Raw genomic sequence first — 20,886 nt, 5'->3', positions numbered from 1 at the left:
CCGCGCAGGCGCGGATGACGGCGTAACGGTGACGGGTACTTCGACCTACGGCACTTCGCACAGGCAGTGCGTCACCACCGTGAACGGCTTGCGCGACGCCTTGACGTCGGCCAGCCACGCCATGTCCTGCGCCACGCCGTTGGCGGCGCCCGGCGGCAGGCCGGTGGCAGCGGTGACGCCCAGGTTCAGTTTGGTCGCCACCGCGTTGGCGACCGACTGTCCGACGGCCTGCGCGGCGGTGCCGCCCACCATGCCCAGCACGCGCTCGAATTTGCTGATCTCGCGCTCGATGTACACCACGCGGTAGCCGGTCAGCCTGGCGCGCCTGGCGGCCGAGGCCAGGGCGTCGCCGTAGCTGCCCAGGGTATCGACCAGGTTGCGCTCCTTCGCCTGGGCGCCGGTCCATACGCGGCCCTGGGCCACGGCGTCGATTTTCTCGGGCGTGGTCTTGCGGGCGCGCGCGGCGCGCGTGGTGAAGTCGGCATAGATATGGTTGACGCTGCCCTGCATGACCTGCACGAAGCGCGGATCGAGCGGGCGCAGCGGGTTGTAGGCGTCGCCGAGCCAGGTGGTCGGCTGGCCGGCCGAGTGGATGCCCAGCTTGTCGGCCACTTTTTCAGCGGTCGGCAGGATCGCAAACACGCCGATCGAGCCGGTGATCGTGTTCGGTTCGGCGATCACTTCGTCGGCCGACATCGAGATCCAGTAGCCGCCCGATGCGGCCACATTGCCCATCGAGACCACCACCGGCTTGCCGGCCGCGCGCGTGAGTTCCAGCTCACGGCGGATCAGCTCCGAAGCGAAGGCGCTGCCGCCCGGCGAATCGACGCGCAGCACCACGGCCTTGATATTCTTGTCTTCCCGCGCCGTGCGGATCAGCTTGGAGGTGGAATCGCCGCCGATGCTGCCCGGACCGGCCGTGCCGTCGCTGATCGAACCCTGGGCAATGACCACGCCGATGGCGTCGCCGGTCATCGGTTCGGACTGGCGCGCCAGGTAGTCGTCGAAGCTGACCTGGCGGAAGCTCTTGCCCTCGTCGTCGGCGGCGCCGCGCTTGATCATCAGGTCGCGGATCTCGTCGCGGGTCTTCAGGCCGTCGACCAGCTTGGCCGCCAGCGTGATCTTGGCCAGGTCGCCATTGAACTCGGTGACGCGGGCCGGCAGTTCGTCGATCATCTTCATGACCTGGCCCTTGGGCAGCTTGCGCGCCTTTTCCACGTTGTCGGTGTAGGACGCCCACAGCGCGTTGTTCAGGTAAGCGTCTGCCTCGGCCGCTGCCGGCGACGGGCCATTGGCGATATACGGTTCGGCAAAGCTCTTGTAGGTCCCCACGCGCATCAGGTTGACGGTCACGCCCAGCTTGTCGAGCGCATCGCGGTAGTAGTTGCGATAGCGGCCGTAACCTTCGATCATGACCATGCCCATCGGGTGCACATAGACTTCGTTGGCATGGGCGGCAACCAGGTACTGGTTCTGGTCATAGTGGGTGCCCCAGGCCACGACGGTCTTGCCGGACGCCTTGAAGCGGTCGATGGCCGACGCCACCTCGCGCAGCATGGCCGGGCCACCGCCCTGCATCTCGTCGGTCAGCAGCACGGCGCCGCCGATGTCGGGATCCCTGGCAGCCGCGTCGAGCACCTTGAGCACGTCGCGCAGCTGTACCATGCGCAGCGTTTCGCCGCCCTGCACGCCGGTCAGCAGCGCGTCGCGCGGACTGGCGCTGGTCTGTTCGACCAGCTGGCCCTTCAGGTCCAGCACCAGCGTGGTCTTGGGCGCCAGCGGCTTGGCGCCGCCGCCGAAGATGGCCACGGCCAGCACGATCAGCAGGGCCAGGAACAGCAGGTTGAGGATCGTGCGGCGGCCGGCGTCGAGCATGCGCCAGAAGAAGGCAAAGCCGCTACGAATGTAGGAAAACGGTGAACGGGCCATCAGGACTCCAGGTGATTGCGAAATTTACAAGCGGATGGTTGACGATGATACTGCAAGTCGGGTCGCTTGCCGAGGGGTGGAGATCAGCAGCAGGCCGATAAACACCAGGGCGGCGTTCAGCACCAGCAGTTCGAGCCCGATGCGGTAGTGCGCGAATAACGCCGCCTGGTTGACATCGACCACGTAGCACAATGCCGGGCCGGCCAGCGCCACCCACGGCACCCAGCGGTTGCGCACGGCGCGCTGCGTCAGCAGGCCGAAGGCGAACAGGCCGAGCAGCGGTCCATAGGTATAACCGGTCAGCTTGAGCACCAGCCCCACCATGCTGGCGTTGTCGATCCACTTGAACAGCAGCACCAGCAGCAGGAACAGCGCGCAAAAAGCCAGGTGGACGCGGTGGCGGATCCGTACCCGGTGCGCTTCATCGAGGTCCGGACGGCGTTCGATGCCGAGGATGTCGAGGCTGAAGGTGGCGGTCAGCGCGGTCATGGCGCCATCGGCGCTGGGGAACAGCGCCGACACCAGGCCGATGAAGAACAGCAGTTGCAGCACGGCCGGCATGTGGCCCATCACCACGGCCGGGAACAGCTTGTCGCCGCTGGCCGCCAGCCCTGCCGACTGCGCATACAGCGACAGCAGACCGCCGAGGAACATGAACAGCACCAGCACCGCCGTCAGGATCACGGTCAGCACCAGCATATTTTTTTGCGCGTCGCGCAGGGTCTTGATAGAGATATTCTTCTGCATCGTTTCCTGGTCCATGCCGGTCATGGCCAGCACGATGAAAAAGCCGGCCAGCACCTGCTTCCAGACGTTGGCCGGGCTGTCGGTGTCGCTGGTGATCCAGCGCGTGAGGCCGGCGTCGTGCAGGCGCGCCAGGCTCTCGACCGGACCGATACCGAGCGCATGGAGCAGCCAGCCCGCGCACGCCAGCAGCCCGACGATCATGCCGGCCGTCTGCAGCGTGTCGGTCCAGACGATGGTCTTGACGCCGCCCTGGAACGTGTAGAGCATGATCATCGCCAGGATCGCCACGGTGGTGAGCCAGAACGGCACACCCATGCCATCGAGCAGGGTGATGTGCAGGATGTGGACCACCAGGTAGAGCCGCGCCGAGGCGCTGAGCAGGCGCGAGAGGATGAAGAAGGCAGAGCCGCTGCGGTAGGCGCCGCCGCCAAGGCGCAGGTCGAGGTAGTGGTAGATCGAAGTTAGCTGCAAGCGGTAGTACAGCGGCAGCAGGATCAGGGCCACGGCGATATAACCGAGCACATAGCCGAGGATCACCTGCAGGTAGCCGAAACCGCCCGCGCCCACCGCGCCCGGCACGCTGATGAATGTGACGCCCGACAGCGTGGTGCCCACCATGCCGAACGCCACCACCATCCAGTTGCTGCGCCGGTTACCGATGAAGAAGCTGGCGTTATCGGCGTGGCGCGACGTGCGCCACGCCACGGCCAGCAGCAGGACAAAATAGGCAACCACCAGACAGAACAGGGAAACGGCAGACATGGCGCAGCAGGCAAAAAGGCGACAATATACACCGCCGCCGTGCAGCCATGGCGGGGCCGACGCTTACATCCGGTCCAGCAACTGCTGCTCGGCGCGCTCGCTGAGCACCAGCACCAGTTTCAGGCGCGCGCGCGTCATGCCCACGAACAGCTTGCGCAGCACCCGCTCGTCGATGTGGTCGAAGTCGATTTCCGTGAAGATGATGGCCGGCGCCGACTGCCCCTTGAAACGGTACACGGTTTCGGCCAGCAGGCCGCCGGGCCGGTACTCGGGGGTGCCGAACAGGTCGTAATTGCCGGTGAAGGACTTCAGCGTGTGGGCGTCGCTCAGTTGATCCATGTGCAGGATCACCGACTTGTCGCGGCCGCGGAACGAGGCGATGGCGATGTCGTGGCGGGCGAAGCCTGCCGCCAGGCAGCTGGTGACCGCGCGCCGGGTTTGCGCCAGCATGGCGTCGGTATCGCCATCCGGATACACGAGCTCCTCGATGTCGGCGCCGCGGAACGGGCTGCCCGCCTCCACCGGTTCGCGCACGGCGCCGATCGACGTCAGCATGTCGATGATCTGGCGCGGGCTGCGGTAGTTGGTGTCCGAGTGCAGCGTGACCCAGCCCGGCAGCGGCACCGGTTCGCGGCCGTACAGGTTCTGGTTCGGGTCTTCGAGCCAGATCGCCCTGCCCTCGGGTTTGAGCATGCGCAGCAGGATGTCGCACCAGGCCGGCGAAAAATCCTGGCCCTCGTCCACGATCAGCACATCGTATTGCCAGTCCGGCGGCAGCTCGGCAGCGGTCATGCGCGCCTCGATCCGGTCCCAGACGTCGGCCGCGGTGTAGTCGGGAATCTGGCCCCGGGCGCGCGCGAACGCATCGCTGAGCATGTGGAACGACGTCACGCGGCCGCCGGGCGGCACCAGTGTTTCGATATGGTCGGCCAGCGGCCGGTTGAAGCACACGTACAGCGGCTTCAGACCGGCGTCGATGGCGGCCGTGTATTCGGCCAGCGCCAGCTGGGTCTTGCCGCTGCCAGCCGTGCCCTTGACGTGCAGGCGGAACGGCGCAAAGTCGAGCCGCCGCGCCCAGGTGGACAGGCCGCCCGACAGCCGCGCCACCAGGCCGGCCGCGTTGCCGATCATCGAGCTCGGGTCGGGCCGCAGGCTCAGCATATTGGACAGGAAGCGCGTGACCTTGTCGAACTGCTCGCCGGGCGGCGCGCCATCGACCGGCAGCGTTTCGCGGATTACCTGCGCCAGCCTGCCCTTGCTGCGGGCGTCGATGATGTGGCGCGGATCGATGCCGGCCAGATTCGGGTTGCGCACCGTGTAGTCGGGGCAATACAGCAGGTAATCGACCGACAGCGGGCTGCCGAAGCGCTCGGTCAGTCCCTTGATCGAGCGCAGGATGTGGTTGGCCACCTTGCGCGGCTTGCCCTCGTAGTTGCGGATCAGGCCATCAGGCGTCTCGCTCAGGAAACCCGACTTCTGTTCGATCAGCAACAGCCGGCCGTTGGGCGCGACCAGGATGAAGTCGATCTCGCCATACACGGAAAAACCCTGCTCGACATTGGTCCAGTGCACACCGTGATAGACGCGGTACGGCAGGTCGGCCAGCGTGGCTTCCAGGTAAGACAGGGTTTCGATTTCACGCGCGGCAGTGCCGGTGACGGACATTTCCTGCCAGCCAGTGGGGTGGATGTGGGCCATGGGGGGATGCGGTCGAGGGAAAAATTCATTGTAAGACAAAGCGCGCAATCGGCTTGATCCTGACGAATTGTGCGGCCGGTCGGCGCACTCAGGCAGGCAACAACGCGGTATAACGGACCCACCACGTTCAGAGGAGGTCGTCATGGCACATCATCCCTGCACCTGCTGCATTATTCCTCCGCACATGCTGCGCCAGCTGGCGGCAGCCGCTTGCAGCGAGGCCGAACGCTGCGACCTGCTCGACCAGGCCGCGCTGTCGGCCCGGCTGCGCGACCGGCGCCGGCTTGCTGGCGCGGCGACGGTGTCGAGCGGATCCGCTGCCACGGCGGCCGCTGCCACGACGGCCGTTTTAACGGCGGCTGCTACGGGAGCCGTTTCCACGGCGACCGTTTCTACAGGGCCCGTTACCACAGGGCCCGTTGCCACAGGGCCTGTTACCACGGCGGTCGTTCCCACGCGGGGCGTTCCCCAGGTAACGGCAACAGCGGCCGCCGCCAGGACGTCCCGTTCCACCACGCCTGCCGCCACCGGATTCCCTGCCACCGCAGCTGCATCCTCACTGGCGGACACGGCGCCAGCCGGCGTAGCGGACGCGCGCGGCTTGGCGCGGGTGAACGCGCTGGCGCCCGCGCTGTCCAACGAGTCTCACTTGGGCAAGCAGCGCGGCGTATACGACGCCGGGCAGCTGGGCAGGCTGCCCGGCACCCTGCTGCGCGCGGAGGGTGGGCAGGCGGTGCCGGACCAGCAGGCCAACCAGGCTTACGACGGCGCCGGCATCACCTACGATTTCCTGCGCGCCGTTTTCAACCGCGATTCCATCGATGGCCGCGGGCGCAGGCTCGATTCCACCATCCATTATCAGCAGCACTTCAACAACGCGTTCTGGAACGGTGACCAGATGGTGTATGGCGACGGCGACGGCAAATCATTTATCGGCTTTACACGCTGCATCGACGTGATCGCCCACGAGCTGACGCACGGCCTGATCCAGTACGCAGTGCCGGGCGGCCTCGACTACGAAGGTCAAAGCGGCGCGCTCAACGAATCGATTGCCGACGTGTTCGGCAGCGTCGTGAAACAGTGGTCGCTGGGACAATCGGTGGGCGAAGCGGACTGGCTGATCGGTCATGGCATCATGGGGCCTGGCGTCGGCAAGGCGCTGCGCTCGCTGGCCGATCCCGGTAACCGGGAACTGACCTGGTCCGGCGACGATCAGCCGAAAACGCTGGCCGCCTACGTGGCGGACGGCGCCGTGCACACCAATTCGGGCATTCCCAATCACGCGTTTTACGCGCTGTGCATGGCGCTCGGCGGCCACGCCTGGGACCGCGCGGCGCCGATCTGGTATCACGCCCTGGCGCTTCTTACGCCGACCGCCACGTTTGCCGACATGGCGCGCGCCACGGGCCGCTCAGCTGCCCGCCTCTACGGCGCCGGCAGCAGCGTGCAGCGCGCCGTGCAGTCGGCATGGCAGCTGGTGGGGGTCAACGAACTTGAGGGGAGATGAGATGACGACATTCACACTGCGCTGCACCGGCGGCTTTACCGGGCCGGCCGGCGCGCAGACGCGCAGCGTCGATCTGGCTGCGCTGCCGCAGGACCAGGCGCAGCAGCTGGAAGCGCTGCTGCAATCGTGCGACTTCTTCGCCCTGCCCGACCGGCTTGGCAAGCCGGCGCCGCAGTCCTGGGATTTTCTGTACGACCTGCAGGTGGAGCACGGCGGGCACACGCACACGGTACGCTACTACCGCGATGCGGCGCCGCCGCCCCTGCAGGCGCTGACCGACACGCTGTTGCGCGGCCGGCGCTGACCGTCTTGCCGCTTTACAGATCGAGGCGCGTGATCTTCGTGCCTTCCAGGCTCAGGTTGGCCATCAGGCCGGCATTGGTCAGCACCAGCGCCTGCACCGGGTTGTTGACCGTGTTGGTGGCGATCTCGCCATTGGCGCCGACGTTGATCACGGCCACCGAGCCATCGACACCGGCCGTCCAGCCCTTGCTGTTGCGGAATTTATCAAGCGCGTCCTTGCTCATGAACAGCACCACGATCGCTTTCGACTGGGCGCCGGCCTGGAAGCCGACCGACAAGCTCGCCAGGCTGTAGTAATTGACGCTCTGGCCGCCCGTGCGCAGCACGCCGCGTCCGTATTCGCCGCCCACCACCAGGCCCGCCGCCAGCACGTTGGGGAATACCAGCACGCCATTGGCTTTGCGCACCAGCTCGCGCGAACCCTTGACTTCCGTGTACAGGCGTTCGAGCGTGTTGTAGGCGCCGCGCTCAATGTCGGTGCGGGCTGCGGCCGGATCGGTCTTGACGGCGCCGCCGGTCTGGGTGGTGGTGGTGCAGGCGGTCAGCGTCAGTGCGGCCAGGGCCAGCGCGGCAGTGGCGCTGGCGCGCTTCAGGATACTCGATGTGTGCATGTGATTCCCCTTTGGATGTCAGGTGTTACGGCAACATTGCAGGGCGATTCTGTCATTTTTACGGCGCGCACGCCAGCCGCACATCCACCGTAGCGTGGCCGTCCGCACGCAGCGGCGCCAACCGTCAGAAAAGCGCTACGACGCGAACGCCAGGCGCCGGCCTTCGCCCAGCATGGCGGCAAAGTCGGCGGCTGGCACCGGTGGGCTGAACAGATAGCCCTGCAGCTGGTCGCAGCCGAGCTCGCGCAGGAAGCGCATCTGCTCCGGCGTCTCCACGCCCTCGGCCACGATTTCCTGGCGCAGCTGCTGGGCCATGGTGACGATGGCGCGCGCGATCGCACAATCGTTTTCTTCGTACGGCAGGCCGATCACGAACGAGCGGTCGATCTTGAGCGTACTGATCGGGAATTTCTTCAGGTAGGCCAGGCTCGAATAGCCGGTGCCGAAGTCGTCCAGCGCCAGCGACATGCCCATCGCCACCAGCCGGTTCATGATATCGACGACCTGCTCGGTGCCGCGCACCAGCAGGCTCTCGGTGATTTCCAGGTTCAGCTGCTCGGGCTGCACGCCGTGGCGTTCCAGCACGGCCGCCACGCGGCCCGGCAGGCCGGCGTCGAACTGCCGCGCCGACAGGTTGATGGCGATCGGCGGCACGATGGCGTCGAGCCCGGCCTCGCGCCAGACGCCGATCTGGCGGCACGCCTGTTCCAGCACCCAGCTGCCGAGGTCGAGGATCAGGCCGCTCTCCTCGGCCACCGGAATGAACACGCCGGGCGCCATCAGCCCGCGCTCCGGGTGCCGCCAGCGCAGCAGCGCCTCGGCGCCCACAATGCGGCCGCTGCGCAGGCTGACCTTGGGCTGGTAGTACAAGCACAGTTCGTCGTTGGCGATGGCCTGGCGCAGTTCGCTTTCGATGCGCAGGTGTTCCTTGGCGCGCAGGTTCATCTCTTCGCTGTAGAACAGGAAGCCGCTTTCGATGTTCTGCGCGGCGCGGCCCATGGCCACGTCCGCATAACGGATCAGGGTGGGCACATCGTGGGCGTCGTCGTTGTAGACGGTAATGCCGATGTGGCCGCCGACCTGCAGGCTGTGCGAGGCCACCTGGATCGGCGAGGCCAGCGCTGCCAGCAGTTTTTGCGCCACCACGCCGGCATGCTCGCGCTTTTCGATCTTGAACAGCGCCACCGCAAACTTGTGGCCGTCGAGCCGGGCCAGTACATCGGCCTCGCGCAGGGCCTGGCGGAACAGGCGGCCGATTTCGCACAGCAGCGCGTTGCCGATGTCGGCGCCCAGCGTGTCGCTGATCGCGCCCACGCGCGTGATTTCCACCACCAGCATGGCGCCATGGGCCTTGGTGCGGCGGGTTTCCATCAGCGCCTGGCCCACCAGCTGCGTCAGCAGGCACAGGTTGGGCAGGCCGGTGAGCGGATCGTAATTGGCCATGCGCTGCATGCGCGCTTCGGCGTCCTTGTGCTCGCTGATGTCGGAAAACAGCGAAAACGTGTGGCTGACGTCGCCATTCGCATCGCGCACGGCGCTGATGGTGACCGATTGCGGGAACAATTCACCGTTCTTGCGCTTGCCGACGATCTCGCCGCGCCAGGGGCCGGCGCCGCGCATGGCCGCGCGCACCTTGGCGCGAAACTCGGGGCTGTGCACGCCCGAGCGCAGCAGGTCCGGGGTCTGGCCGATCGACTCTTCCTGGCTGTAGCCGGTAATCCGGGTAAACGACGAATTGACGGAGACGATGCGTTCGTTGGCGTCGGTGATCAGCACGCCCTGGTCGCTGTCTTCGATGATGCGCGCATGCAGGTTGACCTTGTCGGACGCGCTGAGCGCCTGGTCGATGGCGGTCAGCTGCACCAGCATGCCGGACGGTTCGCCGCCGGCGTCGTGGCGCAGGAAGATATGCAGCCGCACCCAGATCACCGCGCCGTCCTTGCGCCGGCGGCGCACGTCGGCGCGCACGCCGACCTTGCCGTCGAGCTCGGACGCCAGCTCGACGATGCTGCCGTCTTCGTCGCCGAGGTTGTCGGGCGTGTACAGGAACAGCACGTGGCGGCCGAGCACCTCGTCGGCCGTGTAGCCGAACATGCGGCCGGCGCCGGGGCTCCAGGCAGTGACATAACCGGTCAGGTCCAGCTCCAGCACGGCGCGGTCGTCGGCATCGACGGACGGCGTCATCAGCGCATGCGCTTCGGCCAGCGTGGCCTGCAGAGTGGCCAGCGTGTGGGCCAGCGCCTCGCCCTGCTCGGTGCTGGCGCGCCGGCTCAGCGCCAGGCAGCGTTCGATCGCGTCAAGCATCGCGCCCGCCCGCCTTGGCCGCTGGCGCCGCCTGTACCGGCAGCACCGACTGCATCCAGACATGGGCGTCCACCATCAGCCGATTGAAGTGTTCGCCTTCGACCCCGAGCGCTGCGAGCGCGCGCGCCAGGGCCGCGTGATCGTCACGCTCGGCCAGTTCCACCACCGTCAACAGCCGGCCCAGTTCGCCGTCGTAGTCGAGCAAGGCGCGCCCGATCGCAGCGCTGACGGTCAGCGGTTTGAGCACGTCGGCCAGCGTCATGCCGAACAGCACACCGAGCAGCGAGAACATGCCGGTCATGAATGCCATTTCCTGCTGACTCTTGTTCAGGCCGGCCTCGTGCGCCAGCAATTCCATCGCCCTCGCCCGCACCGAGACGCGCACCAGCAGCATCGGCGAACGGTGGTCGCCCGCGCGCGCGGAAAACAGCATCAGGTTCAGCCAGCGCCGCAAATGGGCGCGGCCCAGGATCAGGATGGCTTGCGAAAAACTGGTGACACGGCGACCGGCGCCGGCGCCGGTACCGATGGCCAGCGAATTGACCAGCTTGAGCAGGTGGTAGGACAGGGTCGGGTCCTGGCGCAGCACGGCTTCGATTTCATGGGTATCGGCGTCGTTGCTCACCAGTTGCACCAGTTTCAGCGCCAGCGCACGCGATGCCGCCTGCGCGCCCACCGGCTTGGGCGGCGGCGCCATGAACCACTCGCCGGCCAGCCATTGCGCGCCTGGCGCCGGTGGCAGCTGCGGCGGGCCGTCGATCCGCTGCACCAGGGCCGGGTCGCACGCCTGCCAGCCCGCCTGCACCAGCGTCGCGGCGGCTTCGCCGGCCCGGTCGGCGCGGTACAGGCACGGCATGCCGGCCGCAGCCAGCGCGGCCAGCAGCGGCACCGGTAATGATGACAGTGCTGGCTGTGCCAGGTGCGCTGGGGGTGCGGGCGGGGCCACCGCGTCGGCGGCCGTCTCGGCTCCTGTCGCCATGGCGCCAAGACCGGCGCCGAGGTCGAGCAGCAACGCTGCCGGGTGACCATGGCGGTCGGCCAGCATTTGCAGCACAACAGGGGTAGCGGCGATCAGGGCGGTCATTTACATGATCCAGCAAGCGGTGGGCGATCCCGCCATGGTACTCCGAAATTATTGGTTTTGGTCAACATTATGTGAGCAGTGCGACCATATTGGATATTTCACAATATCAAATAGACAAGGCGTGGTGCGGCAGGTGCCGGACCAGCCGCTCGGCCAGTCCGGCAGCGCGCATGCGCGCGATCCACCAGTCGAGGGCAGCGCCGTTCTCGCCCGAGCGCCAGGCCAGGTAAAAGGTTTCGTCGGGCTTGGGCTCGGCCACCTGTTTTTCCACCAGCAAACCGGCGTCGATCGCCGCGCGCGCGCACGGCTCGGGCAGGAAGCCGAAGCCGACACCGGCCAGCTGGTATTGCAGCTTGGTTTTCATGTCCGGCACGCTGAGCGTGTCCTGCCCCAGCAGCAGTCCCACCGTGCGCGGCGCCATGCGCCGGGCCGAATCGGCCACGCTGATGGCGCGGTAGCGTTGCAGGTCGGAGCGGTCGAGCTTGCCGTCCACGGCTGCCAGCGGATGGCCGGGCGCCACCGCGAACACGAAGCCGATCGTGCAGATCGGCTCGGACACATAGCCGCCGCCGGCCGGCCCGTCGCCGGCCACCCCGACCAGCAGGTCGGCGCGGCGGTCGAGCAGCGCTTCCCAGGCGCCGGACAGCGCTTCCTGCACGATGCGCAGCCGGGTCTGCTGGGCGACCTGGTAAAACGCCTGCACGTCGTCGCTGAACATGCAGGCCGAAAACATCGAATCGCTGCCGATGGCCAGCTCGGTTTCCCAGCCCGACGCCACGCGCCGCACCCGGTGTTCGAGATCCTGGGCCGCCTTGAGCAGGTAGCGCCCTTCCTTGAGCAGCTCGGCGCCGGCCGCGGTCAGCACCACGCGCGGCCCGTTACGCTCGAACACCTGCACGCCGAGATCATCCTCGAGCTTGCCTACGGTGTAAGAGATGGTGGACGGCACCCGGTGCAGCTCCTTGCCGGCGGCAGAGAACGAACCACGGCGGTCGATGGCATCGACGATTTGCAGGGCTTCCAGGCTGAGTCTGAGCATTCGATTTTTTCGACAATAGAGCGGTAATTTTTCCGTTTTTTAAATCCGGGGCCGCCGTCTATACTGTGATCCATGGATGCGGCGATGGTGAAACGGACCGGCAGAAACAGCGTTCAAAATTATCGCACATTAACCTCAATCACAAGAAATGGAGCCTTATCATGTTGCAAATTCGTAAAAGTGAAGCCCGCGGCGCTGCCAACCATGGCTGGCTCGATTCCAAACACAGCTTCTCGTTTGGCCACTACCACGATCCCGAGCACGTCGGTTTCGGTCCACTGCTGGTGATTAATGAAGACCGCGTGCAAGGCAGCCAGGGCTTCGGCACCCACGGCCACCGCGACATGGAAATCATTTCGTACGTGCTCAGCGGCGCGCTCGAACACAAGGACAGCATGGGCACGGGCTCCGTGCTGCACTACGGCGATGTGCAGCGCATGAGCGCCGGCACCGGGGTGCGGCACAGCGAGTTCAACCACAGCGCTGACGAACAAGTGCACTTCCTGCAGATCTGGATCCAGCCGAACCAGCTCGGCATTCCACCGAGCTACGAGGAAAAGCACTTCAGCGTCGAGAGCAAGCTCGGCAAGCTGCGCCTGATCGCATCCAGCGACGGCCGCGACGGTTCGGTGCTGATCCACCAGGATGCGGCCATCTTTGCCAGCATCCTGCGCAGCGGCGACGCCCTCGCGCATCCGCTGGCGGCAGGCCGGATCGCCTATGTCCACGTGATCCGTGGCGACGTGACCGTCAACGGCACCGCGCTCAAGGGCGGTGACGCGCTGAAGATCACGGCCGAGAACCGCGTCACGCTGGCGGACGCCACCGATGCCGAAGTGCTGGTGTTCGATTTGCCGAACTGATTTGGCAAAGCAGGCAGCCGCGCTGGCCCGGAAACCATTTCCGCCAGTTTTGGTATGATGAAGGGCGCGCCGGGTCTGTCAGAACAGCCCGGCGCGCCTTTTTTATGTCACTTGAACAAGAATCGAAGAGTAAAGCTATGTCGCAGAGCGCAGAAATCCCGGTCCAGGATGAGCTGGACTACATGACCTCGTGCGCGCTCCCTACCCCGTGGGCGCAGTTCACCTTGCACGCTTTCGTGGAAAAGGCAACGGGCAAGGAACACCTGGCCATGGTGCTCGGCGATATCAGCGACGGCGCACCGGTACTGGCGCGCGTGCATTCCGAATGCCTGACCGGCGACGTGCTGTACTCGCAGCGTTGCGATTGCGGCGCCCAGCTCGAAGGCGCGCTCAAGCGCATTGCCGACGAAGGCCGCGGCGTGCTGCTGTACCTGCGCCAGGAAGGCCGGGGCATCGGCCTGGTCAACAAGATCCGCGCCTACCGGCTGCAGGAAGCCGGCGCCGACACGGTCCAGGCCAACGAACAGCTGGGCTTCAAGCCCGACCAGCGCACCTATGGCCTGGTCAAGCCGATGCTGGATCAGTTCGACGTAAAAAGCCTGCGCCTGATGACCAACAATCCGCGCAAGATCGACGCCATGACCAAGCTCGGCATCGAAGTGGCCGAACGGGTGCCGCTGCTGGTCAACCGCAATGCCTTCAATCAGCACTATCTCGATACCAAGGCCGCCAAGCTCGGACACATGATGAAGCCGCTCACACCGGCGCCGGTCGAAGACGGCGCCCTGTAGCATCGCCTATCGCCTATCGCCTACCGGCACCGCGTACCAACCGTTCGGGAACTGCATGAAATTCACTGTCGTTGTTGCTTCACTTGCCATGACCTGGGCCAGCGCGAGCGCGCTGGCAATCCCGGCCGCAGTCTCCGCTGCTGCAACCACTGCCGGGACGGCTGCCACCGGCCCTGCGGCACCCGCGACGCCAGCGGCGAAAGCGGCAGCGGCTGCACCTGCTACGCCCGTCACGTCAGCCACCCCAGCCCATCCCGTGGCACCCGGCACGCCCGCTGCGCCGGGGGAGGCCGCCGCAGCAGCCGACGCCGCCCCGCTGCCGCCGCCCTCGTCCGCCGCCCAGCATTTGTACGCGTCGGCCAGAAACGACATCCTGCAAGTGCGTTCGCTGCTCAAGAGCGGCCGCACGCAGTCGTCGGTCGGTTCCGGTTTCCTGATCGGCACCAGCAACCTGGTGGTCACCAACTACCACGTGGTGTCGCAGTTCGCGCTCGATCCCGATACCTATGTCGGCGAATGGGTGGACACCAGCGGCAAGCGCGGCAATGTCGAGCTGCTGGCGGTCGATGTGCTGCACGACCTGGCCGTGCTGCGTGTGAGCCGCAACGGCACCGGCTTTTTCAAGATGCCGGAGCAGCTGGCGCGGCTGACACAGGGCCAGTACCTGTATTCGATGGGCAATCCGCTCGACCTCGGCTTCGCCATTTCGGAAGGCGCATATAACGGCGTGATCGCCCGCAGTTTTTACGACCAGCTGATGTTCACCGGCCCGATCAATTCCGGCATGAGCGGCGGCCCCAGCGTGACGGTCGATGGCTCGGTGGCCGGCGTCAATGTCTCCAAGCGACTCGATGGCGAGCTGGTGAGCTTCCTGGTGCCGGCCCGCTTTGCCCAGGACCTGCTGCGCAAGGTTGCGCAGCAGGCCAGACCGCCAGCCGACTTCAATGCCGTGGTGGCCAGCCAGCTGCTGAGCCACCAGCGCGCCATGGTCGATCAGCTGCTGGCGACGCCGCTGAGCCTGAAACCGATGGGCCCCTACCTGGTGCCGGTGCGCGAGTCCGAGCAGATGCGCTGCTGGGGCCGTTCGAGCGTCAAGGCCGACAAGCCGTTCACGGTCGATGACGCCAGTTGCGCGATGGAGTCGGCGATCTTTGTCAGCGGCAGCCTGCAGACGGGCCAGATCAATATCCGCCACCAGTTCATGCGCAGTAACGGCCTGGACCAGCTGCGCTTCGCGCAACTGGCCACCGCCTCGTTCAAGAACGAGCACTTCGGCAACTTCAAGGACAGCCGCCTGACCGGCCCCAATTGCACCGAAGACTTTGTCAGGAGCAAGGATGTGCCGCTGCGCGCCGTGCTGTGCGTGCGCGCCTACCGCAAGTTTGCCGGGCTGTACGACTTCGCCCTGCTCACCGCCGCCACCGACCAGGGCGCCATGAGCCTGCAAAGCCGGCTCGATGCACGCGGTGTCTCCTACGACAACGGCATGCGTCTCACGCAGGTCTTCCTCGAATCGTTCGCGCTGGCGCCGAAACAGGCCGTGCGTGCCAAGCCGGCCGCAGGAGGTGCACGATGAGCGCGCCCTACTTCGTCGAAATCCTGGCTCGCAACGGCGAGGTGCTGCACCGCCACAAGGTGGCGACGCTGCCGATACGCATCGGCCGCGGCTACGATAACGACGTCATTCTCGACGACGCCCACAGCGCTGCCGCGCACGCCATCGTCGACCTCGACGACGACGGCAAGTTGCTGCTGCGCGACCTCGGCAGCAAAAACGGCACCTTTGCCCACGGCAAGCGCGCCAGCAGCACGGTGGTCGAAGGCAATACTGTCATGCGGCTGGGCCACACGCGGTTGCGCATCCGCAGCGCCGATTTCCCGGTGCCGGCCGAAGTGGCCGACACCACCATGCACGGCTGGGAAGGCACGGTGCCCGCCACCATCGGCCTGGCGCTGATCGCCGTGTTCAGCTGCCTGGGCACGTGGATCTCCGACATCGAACCGTTCGCCCTGATCCGCTACCTGCTGGTGCTGGCGTCCAGCCTGGGCCTGGGCCTGCTGTGGGCCGGCGCCTGGGGCCTGGCCAACCGCCTGTTCGGCAGCCATGCACGGATGGGACGCCATCTGTTCATCCTCGGCAGCGGCATGGCCGCCGTGTTCATCTGGCGCGCGCTGAGCAATGTGATCGCCTATGCCTGGTCGGCCGAAGTCTTCACCCGCTACGGCAGCCTGGTCACACTGGCCATCGTCTGCGCGGTGCTGTTCTTCCACCTGATCACCATCAAGCCGCACCATCCGCGCCGCTTTGCCATCACGGCATGGGTGATGCTGGTGGCCGGTTCGGCGCTGTCGCTGCTGAACAATCTCCAGTCGACGGGCCGCACTGCCGACGAGCTGTACATGTCGGTGCTGCTGCCGCCCGAAGTGCGGCACAGTCCGGACCACAGCCTCGCGCAATTCCTGGGCAACGCGGCAAAATTGAAGCAAGGCGCCGATGCGGCGCGCGCGCGGTCGGTCAAGGACGGGCTGGGCGACGATGATGACGACGGCGGTGAAAGCGACGTGACCGACTGATCGTGTCGGCACGGCAAGGAGACAACGCACACGGCCGGGGTGGGCTATATTGATGTCGATTCGACCATTGTTCACCTCACCGGAAAATCCTATGACTCCTCGCAACCTGCTTGCTTCCTTTTTGATCGGCGTTGTCGCCAGCGCCCGTTCGATGACCCCGATGGCCACCATCGCCGCAGCCCGCCTGGCCGGGCGGCGCACCCCGGGTGAATTATTCCTGCTTGACCGCCCGGTCTTCAAATTCGGCGCGCTGGCCATGGGCGCCGGCGAACTGTACGGCGACAAGATGACCACCGCACCGGACCGCACCGTGCCGCTGGGCCTGATCGCCCGCGTGGCCAGTGCCGGCATCGCCGGCGCCGCCCTCGCCCCCAAGGGTAGCGAAGGCGCGGGCGCTGCCGTGGCCGTGGCCACGGCCGTGCCGATGGCCTACCTGACGCTGGCCGGCCGCAAGGAAGGCATGGCGCACATCGGCCAGACCCGCAGCGGCCTGATCGAAGATGCGCTGGTCGTGGCGGCCGGGATTGCGATCGTGGCGCTGGCGACGAGCGGCAGCAAGACTCGGGCATGATCGCTGGCACCACGCTTAAACACCCCTGACTGTCTGATCGCCAGCCGATGCAAGACCGATTCCGTGCCGACGTCACAAGCAACCGCCACAACCGCGCTATCCTGGAACGCTGGCCCACGCTGGCGCTGCCCGACGGCTGGCTGGTGGCCGGTTGCCTGTTCCAGACAGTGTGGAATCTCCAGGCAGGACGAGCACCCGAAGAGAACATCAAGGACTACGACCTGTTCTATTTCGACGGCGACGACCTCAGCGAAGCTGGTGAGCAAGTCGTGCAGCAGCGCGTCGCGCATCTGCTGGCGGACCTCGGCGTCAAGATCGAGGTGGCCAACCAGGCCCGTGTCCACACCTGGTACGAGGCATATTTCGGCCATCCTTGCGCGCCGCTGCGCGGTGTGCAAGACGGCATCGACCGTTTTCTGATCCCCGCCACCTGCATCGGCATCCGGCCCGATGCGTTGTACGCCCCCAACGGACTGGCGCTGATGTACCAAGGGGTGCTGAGCAGTAATCCGCTCACGCCCCATGCCGACCTGTTCCAGCAAAAGGCCGCGTCGTACCGCGAGCGGTGGCCAAGACTAACGATCGTCTGATCGTAACTTTCAAGCGATTGACCTGTCCTATCCTGCAATGCACGCGGTGGCTGATATCGACTTTGAAACTGAGGCCATCGACATTTGCCCGCGTACTGCAGATTTCGAGCGATGACGGCTGTGGTCTAACAAGAATACCCCGGTGCACATCAGATAACTGCGTCACCATCGACCACGGCCGGCTCCGGTTTCAGCAACAGCAACTGCTCGTCCATCACGTGAATTTCCAGCGGGTTGTCCATCATCGTGATCTCGCCGTCGGTGGCCACCTTGACCTGGCGCCGCCGCGAGAGGCTGCGCACGTGGACTTCGATCTGCCTGAAGCTGAACGTGGTCAGTTCGTCGGCCTGGTTCAGCCGTCCCATCCGGCCCAGCGCACCGTGCAGCATCAGCCATAGCATGCCGAGCTTGCCCTTGGTGCGGGGTGCTACCGCAGCCAGCCGGCCGTCTTCGAGCGCGTCGCTGAGCGGCGGAATCCCCACCTGTTCCATTTGCAGGCGGTTGTTACCGACAAAAAAGGTGGCGGTGCGCAGATGCCGTGAGGTGCCGTCGATCTGCAGCGTCAAGCGCAGGCGTCGATGGGGGCTGAGCAGCGTTTTCAGGGCAGAGAACGCTGCCACCACGCGGCTGCGGCCGAACTGTTTCTTGTCCGCCTCGCGCTCCTCGAGCAGCCTGGGATACAAGCCGATGCTGGCGTTGACCAGGAAAACCCGGCCATTGATCACGCCCACCTGCACCGGGTGCACGCGCGCTGCCAGCAAGGCGTGGACTGCTTCGCTCAAGTCTTCGGGAATGCCGTGGGTGCGGCCGAAGTAATTGAATGTCCCCTGCGGCAGCACGCCGAATTTGCAGCCATGGGCAATCGCCTGCCGCGCCACCGCGTTGATGGTGCCGTCGCCGCCGGCTGCCACCAGCACGCCATCGCTGTCGACGGCCCGCCTGGCCAGGCTGGCGGCGATCGCGTCGATCGCGTCCGGCTCGTCGATCATGGTCAGCTCGAAACGCCGGCCGGCGCCGCGCAGCACACGCTCGATGGTGGCGCGGCGCTCGTCCGTTTCGGCGTGGCCCGAGCCGGCATTGAGGGCAATGAAAAAAGTGGCGTCGTTGGGGGCAGCGCTCGCTGTCATGGTTCGCTCAGGTTGATCACGCAATCACCGGTCCGGTGCGGATGGTCATTCTAACGTTGACATCGGTTCGGCAGATGTTTGATTGGCGTCTGGAAACAAACACTGTGGGGATGTCGCGCCGGCGCAGTTCGACACGTCAAATCCGCATTCCATTCCATTATTCAGCCGACTGTCGCAAACGCCTGCAGCGCAGCCAGTCGATGCCTACCATGTCTCAGGACCTATTAGGAAAGGATAAAACTGATGAAACTCGCCTACCGCGCCGTGCTTGCCGGCGCTACCCTGGGTGCGGCGTTGCTCGCGCAGCCGGTGCAAGCCGCCCCCGCCGAGGCCGAACTGGTGTCGCTGGTCGAACGCCACGCACAGGCGCAGAGCCAGTTCGACCAGGCCACCTTGCGCGCCATCACTGCGGACAATTATGTCGAAATCTCGCCGATCGGCGAGGTGGACAGCCGCGAAAAAATGCTGTCCTTCTATGCGCCGGAAAGCAAGCGCCTGGCCCCGCAGCTGCGCGTGGATGAACCGGCGGTGCGCATCCTGGGCGACATGGCGCTGGTGTCGGTCCGGCTGTCCTACAGCACGAACCAGGGCGGCAATGCGCGCACATTCGCCATGCGCGGCGGCTATGTCGCCCGCCTGATCGACCGGCAGTGGATGCTGGTCTCGGCGCAATACACGGGCATACGGCCGCCGAAACCGTAACCCGGGCGGCAGATCGCCATAGCGATGAGGTTGATGAATGGCGCATCAACGCGCGCCCTCCGCCTCTGCTGCACTGCGTTCGCTATTGACTCAGACATTGCCATAGATCAAATCCGGGGCCGCGCCGAACCCCGCTGATTCGTGCACCATGCAACGTTCTCTCATCACGCATTTCCAACGATGGATATCGCCGAGAAAACGACATGATGACTTCGGCTTTGGCACAAGTGAAAGCGGCGCTGGCGCAATTTGCCAGCACTACCGGCGATACCAGACTCCATGCCCTCCGGCTCGACGACGCCGACGCAGTATTTTTGGTCGAAGCCTTCGCGGCCGACGACGGCGTGCAGGCACTCGGCCAGCGCGACCTGATCCTGCTCTCGACCCACGCCAGCCTGCAGCTCGCGCCATTGCTCGGCAAACAGGCAGCGCTCGAAACGACCCTGGCCGATGGCAGCCGCACCCGCTTCAGCGGCCTGGTCACGCAAGCAGCCATGCTGGGCAGCTTCGGCGGCCTAGCGCGCTACCGGCTGCGCCTGCAACCATGGTTGTGGCGCCTGGGCCAGGTCCGCAACAGCCGCGTGTGGCAAGACAAGACCGTGATCGAGATCGTCGAGTCGGTATTCCAGGGCCACGCACCGCTGGCGCAATGGCGCTGGAGCGATGAAGTCGCCGCCTGCATGGCCGATGCCCGCGCCCGCAGCTACTGCTGCCAGTACCGCGAATCGGACCTCGATTTTGTCACCCGCCTGCTGACCGAAGAGGGTCTGGCCTGGCGCTTCGAGGAAGCGGACGGCGGCCAGTGCGTGGTGCTGTTTGCCGACAGCAGCAATCCCAGCGCCACGATCGAGGACGCCAGCAGCGCTGCCGGCGCCGGCATCCGTTTTCACGGCGCCCGCGCCGCCGAAGCGTCCGACACCATCACCGCGCTGCGCGCCCGCCACAGCCTGCGCGCCGGCCTCACCACCGTGCTCAGTTACGACTACAAGGCCAAGAAGGCAGTCGCTGCCAGCGTGCCGACCCGGGGCGNGGCGAACGCGCGCCGCAGATTGAAAGCTACGACACGCCGGGCCAGTATTTTTTTGCCGACAGCGCGCAAGCCCAGCGCTACGCGCTGCTGCAGATGGAAGCGCAGGAAGCGCGCCGCGCCCTGTGGTCCGGCCGCTCGACCGTGCGCACGCTGCGCGCCGGTACCCGGTTCACCTTGACCCAGGGACCGCTGGCGTCCGGCGAAGRCCCACAATACGTGSTGCTGCGCGTGGTCAGCGTCGGCGTCAACAACCTGCCCAGGCCCGCGCAGCAAGGCCTGGCCGAGCTGTTCGGCCCGATCCCGGAACTGCTCGACGAANCGCGTGGTCAGCGTCGGCGTCAACAACCTGCCCAGGCCCGCGCAGCAAGGCCTGGCCGAGCTGTTCGGCCCGATCCCGGAACTGCTCGACGAAACCATGCCCSATCGACCGGAGCAGTTCGACGCCGTGATCGCCAAGGCCGGCGAGAGCGGCTACGCCAACCATTTCGAGGCGATTGCAGCMGCCACGCCATGGCGCCCGGCCAACGACGACAGCGGCTTGCGCCACCATCCGAAGCCGACCGCCCACGGCAGCCAGAGCGCGATCGTGGTCGGCGCCGATGGCAGCACCGGTGCAGCCGGCGCCGATGAAATCTACTGCGACAGGCTGGGCCG

General features: G+C 66.1%; 17 protein-coding genes and 3 pseudogenes. 12 read left to right on the top strand and 8 right to left on the bottom strand.

Going from position 1 to position 20,886, the window contains the following annotated elements:
* Positions 1-45 precede the first annotated feature (45 nt).
* The 3 genes from sppA to ASF61_RS07855 all read right to left on the bottom strand — a co-directional run bounded on the left by sppA (position 46) and on the right by ASF61_RS07855 (position 5,136).
* Positions 46-1,929: a signal peptide peptidase SppA gene (sppA, locus tag ASF61_RS07865; RefSeq protein ID WP_056153610.1), complete on the bottom strand. Its 1,884-nt coding sequence runs from the start codon at positions 1,927-1,929 to the stop codon at positions 46-48.
* A gap of 24 nt (positions 1,930-1,953) precedes the next feature.
* The gene (locus ASF61_RS07860) at positions 1,954-3,438 is read right to left on the bottom strand and encodes a sodium:solute symporter (RefSeq protein ID WP_056153608.1); all 1,485 of its coding nucleotides are present in this window, start codon (positions 3,436-3,438) and stop codon (positions 1,954-1,956) included.
* Between the two features lie 63 nt (positions 3,439-3,501).
* Entirely contained in the window at positions 3,502-5,136 is a 1,635-nt protein-coding gene (locus ASF61_RS07855) for an ATP-binding domain-containing protein (RefSeq protein ID WP_056153605.1), read from the bottom strand.
* 142 nt (positions 5,137-5,278) lie between these two features.
* Between ASF61_RS07855 and ASF61_RS07850 the strand changes: the two genes are divergently transcribed.
* Together ASF61_RS07850 and ASF61_RS07845 are read left to right on the top strand one after the other, a co-directional pair.
* Positions 5,279-6,643, top strand: coding sequence for a M4 family metallopeptidase (locus ASF61_RS07850; protein WP_229205759.1), 1,365 nt, complete (start codon positions 5,279-5,281; stop codon positions 6,641-6,643).
* Position 6,644: 1 nt separating this feature from the next.
* A complete protein-coding gene (locus tag ASF61_RS07845) occupies positions 6,645-6,947 on the top strand; it encodes a protealysin inhibitor emfourin (RefSeq protein WP_056153599.1) in 303 nt (100 codons plus the stop codon).
* 13 nt (positions 6,948-6,960) lie between these two features.
* On the opposite strand, the gene ASF61_RS07840 is transcribed toward ASF61_RS07845, so the two are convergent.
* From ASF61_RS07840 to ASF61_RS07825, 4 genes are all read right to left on the bottom strand, one after another.
* A complete protein-coding gene (locus ASF61_RS07840) occupies positions 6,961-7,557 on the bottom strand; it encodes a YSC84-related protein (RefSeq protein ID WP_056153596.1) in 597 nt (198 codons plus the stop codon).
* A gap of 135 nt (positions 7,558-7,692) precedes the next feature.
* A complete protein-coding gene (locus tag ASF61_RS07835; RefSeq protein ID WP_056153593.1) occupies positions 7,693-9,861 on the bottom strand; it encodes a bifunctional diguanylate cyclase/phosphodiesterase in 2,169 nt (722 codons plus the stop codon).
* The gene (locus tag ASF61_RS07830; RefSeq protein WP_082491332.1) at positions 9,854-10,945 is read right to left on the bottom strand and encodes an EAL and HDOD domain-containing protein; all 1,092 of its coding nucleotides are present in this window, start codon (positions 10,943-10,945) and stop codon (positions 9,854-9,856) included. The genes ASF61_RS07835 and ASF61_RS07830 overlap by 8 nt, the downstream gene beginning before the upstream one ends.
* 106 nt (positions 10,946-11,051) lie before the next feature.
* Positions 11,052-11,984, bottom strand: coding sequence for a LysR substrate-binding domain-containing protein (locus ASF61_RS07825; RefSeq protein ID WP_056153588.1), 933 nt, complete (start codon positions 11,982-11,984; stop codon positions 11,052-11,054).
* 161 nt (positions 11,985-12,145) lie between these two features.
* Between ASF61_RS07825 and ASF61_RS07820 the strand changes: the two genes are divergently transcribed.
* The 6 genes from ASF61_RS07820 (at position 12,146) to ASF61_RS07795 (ending at position 17,373) form a co-directional block, all read left to right on the top strand.
* Positions 12,146-12,847, top strand: a complete 702-nt coding sequence (locus ASF61_RS07820) for a pirin family protein (RefSeq protein WP_056153584.1) — start codon at positions 12,146-12,148, stop codon at positions 12,845-12,847.
* 137 nt (positions 12,848-12,984) lie between these two features.
* The gene (ribA, locus tag ASF61_RS07815; protein WP_056153581.1) at positions 12,985-13,638 is read left to right on the top strand and encodes a GTP cyclohydrolase II; all 654 of its coding nucleotides are present in this window, start codon (positions 12,985-12,987) and stop codon (positions 13,636-13,638) included.
* 55 nt (positions 13,639-13,693) lie between these two features.
* Positions 13,694-15,214, top strand: a complete 1,521-nt coding sequence (locus tag ASF61_RS07810; protein ID WP_056153579.1) for a serine protease — start codon at positions 13,694-13,696, stop codon at positions 15,212-15,214.
* Positions 15,211-16,212 (top strand): FHA domain-containing protein, encoded by a 1,002-nt coding sequence (locus ASF61_RS07805; RefSeq protein WP_056153575.1) that lies wholly within the window; start codon positions 15,211-15,213, stop codon positions 16,210-16,212. The genes ASF61_RS07810 and ASF61_RS07805 overlap by 4 nt, the downstream gene beginning before the upstream one ends.
* A 91-nt stretch (positions 16,213-16,303) precedes the next feature.
* A complete protein-coding gene (locus tag ASF61_RS07800; RefSeq protein WP_056153574.1) occupies positions 16,304-16,783 on the top strand; it encodes a hypothetical protein in 480 nt (159 codons plus the stop codon).
* A gap of 47 nt (positions 16,784-16,830) precedes the next feature.
* Positions 16,831-17,373, top strand: a complete 543-nt coding sequence (locus ASF61_RS07795; RefSeq protein ID WP_056153571.1) for a nucleotidyltransferase family protein — start codon at positions 16,831-16,833, stop codon at positions 17,371-17,373.
* Positions 17,374-17,522: 149 nt separating this feature from the next.
* On the opposite strand, the gene ASF61_RS07790 is transcribed toward ASF61_RS07795, so the two are convergent.
* The gene (locus ASF61_RS07790; protein WP_056153568.1) at positions 17,523-18,500 is read right to left on the bottom strand and encodes a diacylglycerol kinase family protein; all 978 of its coding nucleotides are present in this window, start codon (positions 18,498-18,500) and stop codon (positions 17,523-17,525) included.
* 243 nt (positions 18,501-18,743) lie between these two features.
* On the opposite strand from ASF61_RS07790, the gene ASF61_RS07785 reads away from it, so the two are divergent.
* From ASF61_RS07785 to ASF61_RS23955, 4 genes and pseudogenes are all read left to right on the top strand, one after another.
* Positions 18,744-19,202: a nuclear transport factor 2 family protein gene (locus ASF61_RS07785; RefSeq protein WP_056153565.1), complete on the top strand. Its 459-nt coding sequence runs from the start codon at positions 18,744-18,746 to the stop codon at positions 19,200-19,202.
* 203 nt (positions 19,203-19,405) lie between these two features.
* Positions 19,406-20,231 (top strand): annotated as a pseudogene (locus tag ASF61_RS23965) (type VI secretion system Vgr family protein); the annotation flags it as partial.
* A 1-nt stretch (position 20,232) separates the two neighbouring features.
* Positions 20,233-20,550, top strand: a pseudogene (locus ASF61_RS23960) (contractile injection system protein, VgrG/Pvc8 family); the annotation flags it as partial.
* A 1-nt stretch (position 20,551) separates the two neighbouring features.
* Positions 20,552-20,886: pseudogene (locus ASF61_RS23955) on the top strand (type VI secretion system tip protein VgrG); the annotation flags it as partial.

The sequence above is a fragment of the Duganella sp. Leaf126 genome, from assembly GCF_001423125.1.
Taxonomy (GTDB): domain Bacteria; phylum Pseudomonadota; class Gammaproteobacteria; order Burkholderiales; family Burkholderiaceae_D; genus Rugamonas.
This window is presented reverse-complemented; position numbering and strand designations above follow the sequence as displayed.

Excerpts from the sequence above, each read along its gene's own strand:
- sppA (WP_056153610.1), bottom strand. The coding sequence starts at position 1,929 with ATGGCCCGTTCACCGTTTTCCTACATTCGTAGCGGCTTTGCCTTCTTC.
- ASF61_RS07860 (WP_056153608.1), bottom strand. The coding sequence starts at position 3,438 with ATGTCTGCCGTTTCCCTGTTCTGTCTGGTGGTTGCCTATTTTGTCCTG.
- ASF61_RS07855 (WP_056153605.1), bottom strand. The coding sequence starts at position 5,136 with ATGGCCCACATCCACCCCACTGGCTGGCAGGAAATGTCCGTCACCGGC.
- ASF61_RS07850 (WP_229205759.1), top strand. The coding sequence starts at position 5,279 with ATGGCACATCATCCCTGCACCTGCTGCATTATTCCTCCGCACATGCTG.
- ASF61_RS07845 (WP_056153599.1), top strand. The coding sequence starts at position 6,645 with ATGACGACATTCACACTGCGCTGCACCGGCGGCTTTACCGGGCCGGCC.
- ASF61_RS07840 (WP_056153596.1), bottom strand. The coding sequence starts at position 7,557 with ATGCACACATCGAGTATCCTGAAGCGCGCCAGCGCCACTGCCGCGCTG.
- ASF61_RS07835 (WP_056153593.1), bottom strand. The coding sequence starts at position 9,861 with ATGCTTGACGCGATCGAACGCTGCCTGGCGCTGAGCCGGCGCGCCAGC.
- ASF61_RS07830 (WP_082491332.1), bottom strand. The coding sequence starts at position 10,945 with ATGACCGCCCTGATCGCCGCTACCCCTGTTGTGCTGCAAATGCTGGCC.
- ASF61_RS07825 (WP_056153588.1), bottom strand. The coding sequence starts at position 11,984 with ATGCTCAGACTCAGCCTGGAAGCCCTGCAAATCGTCGATGCCATCGAC.
- ASF61_RS07820 (WP_056153584.1), top strand. The coding sequence starts at position 12,146 with ATGTTGCAAATTCGTAAAAGTGAAGCCCGCGGCGCTGCCAACCATGGC.
- ribA (WP_056153581.1), top strand. The coding sequence starts at position 12,985 with ATGTCGCAGAGCGCAGAAATCCCGGTCCAGGATGAGCTGGACTACATG.
- ASF61_RS07810 (WP_056153579.1), top strand. The coding sequence starts at position 13,694 with ATGAAATTCACTGTCGTTGTTGCTTCACTTGCCATGACCTGGGCCAGC.
- ASF61_RS07805 (WP_056153575.1), top strand. The coding sequence starts at position 15,211 with ATGAGCGCGCCCTACTTCGTCGAAATCCTGGCTCGCAACGGCGAGGTG.
- ASF61_RS07800 (WP_056153574.1), top strand. The coding sequence starts at position 16,304 with ATGACTCCTCGCAACCTGCTTGCTTCCTTTTTGATCGGCGTTGTCGCC.
- ASF61_RS07795 (WP_056153571.1), top strand. The coding sequence starts at position 16,831 with ATGCAAGACCGATTCCGTGCCGACGTCACAAGCAACCGCCACAACCGC.
- ASF61_RS07790 (WP_056153568.1), bottom strand. The coding sequence starts at position 18,500 with ATGACAGCGAGCGCTGCCCCCAACGACGCCACTTTTTTCATTGCCCTC.
- ASF61_RS07785 (WP_056153565.1), top strand. The coding sequence starts at position 18,744 with ATGAAACTCGCCTACCGCGCCGTGCTTGCCGGCGCTACCCTGGGTGCG.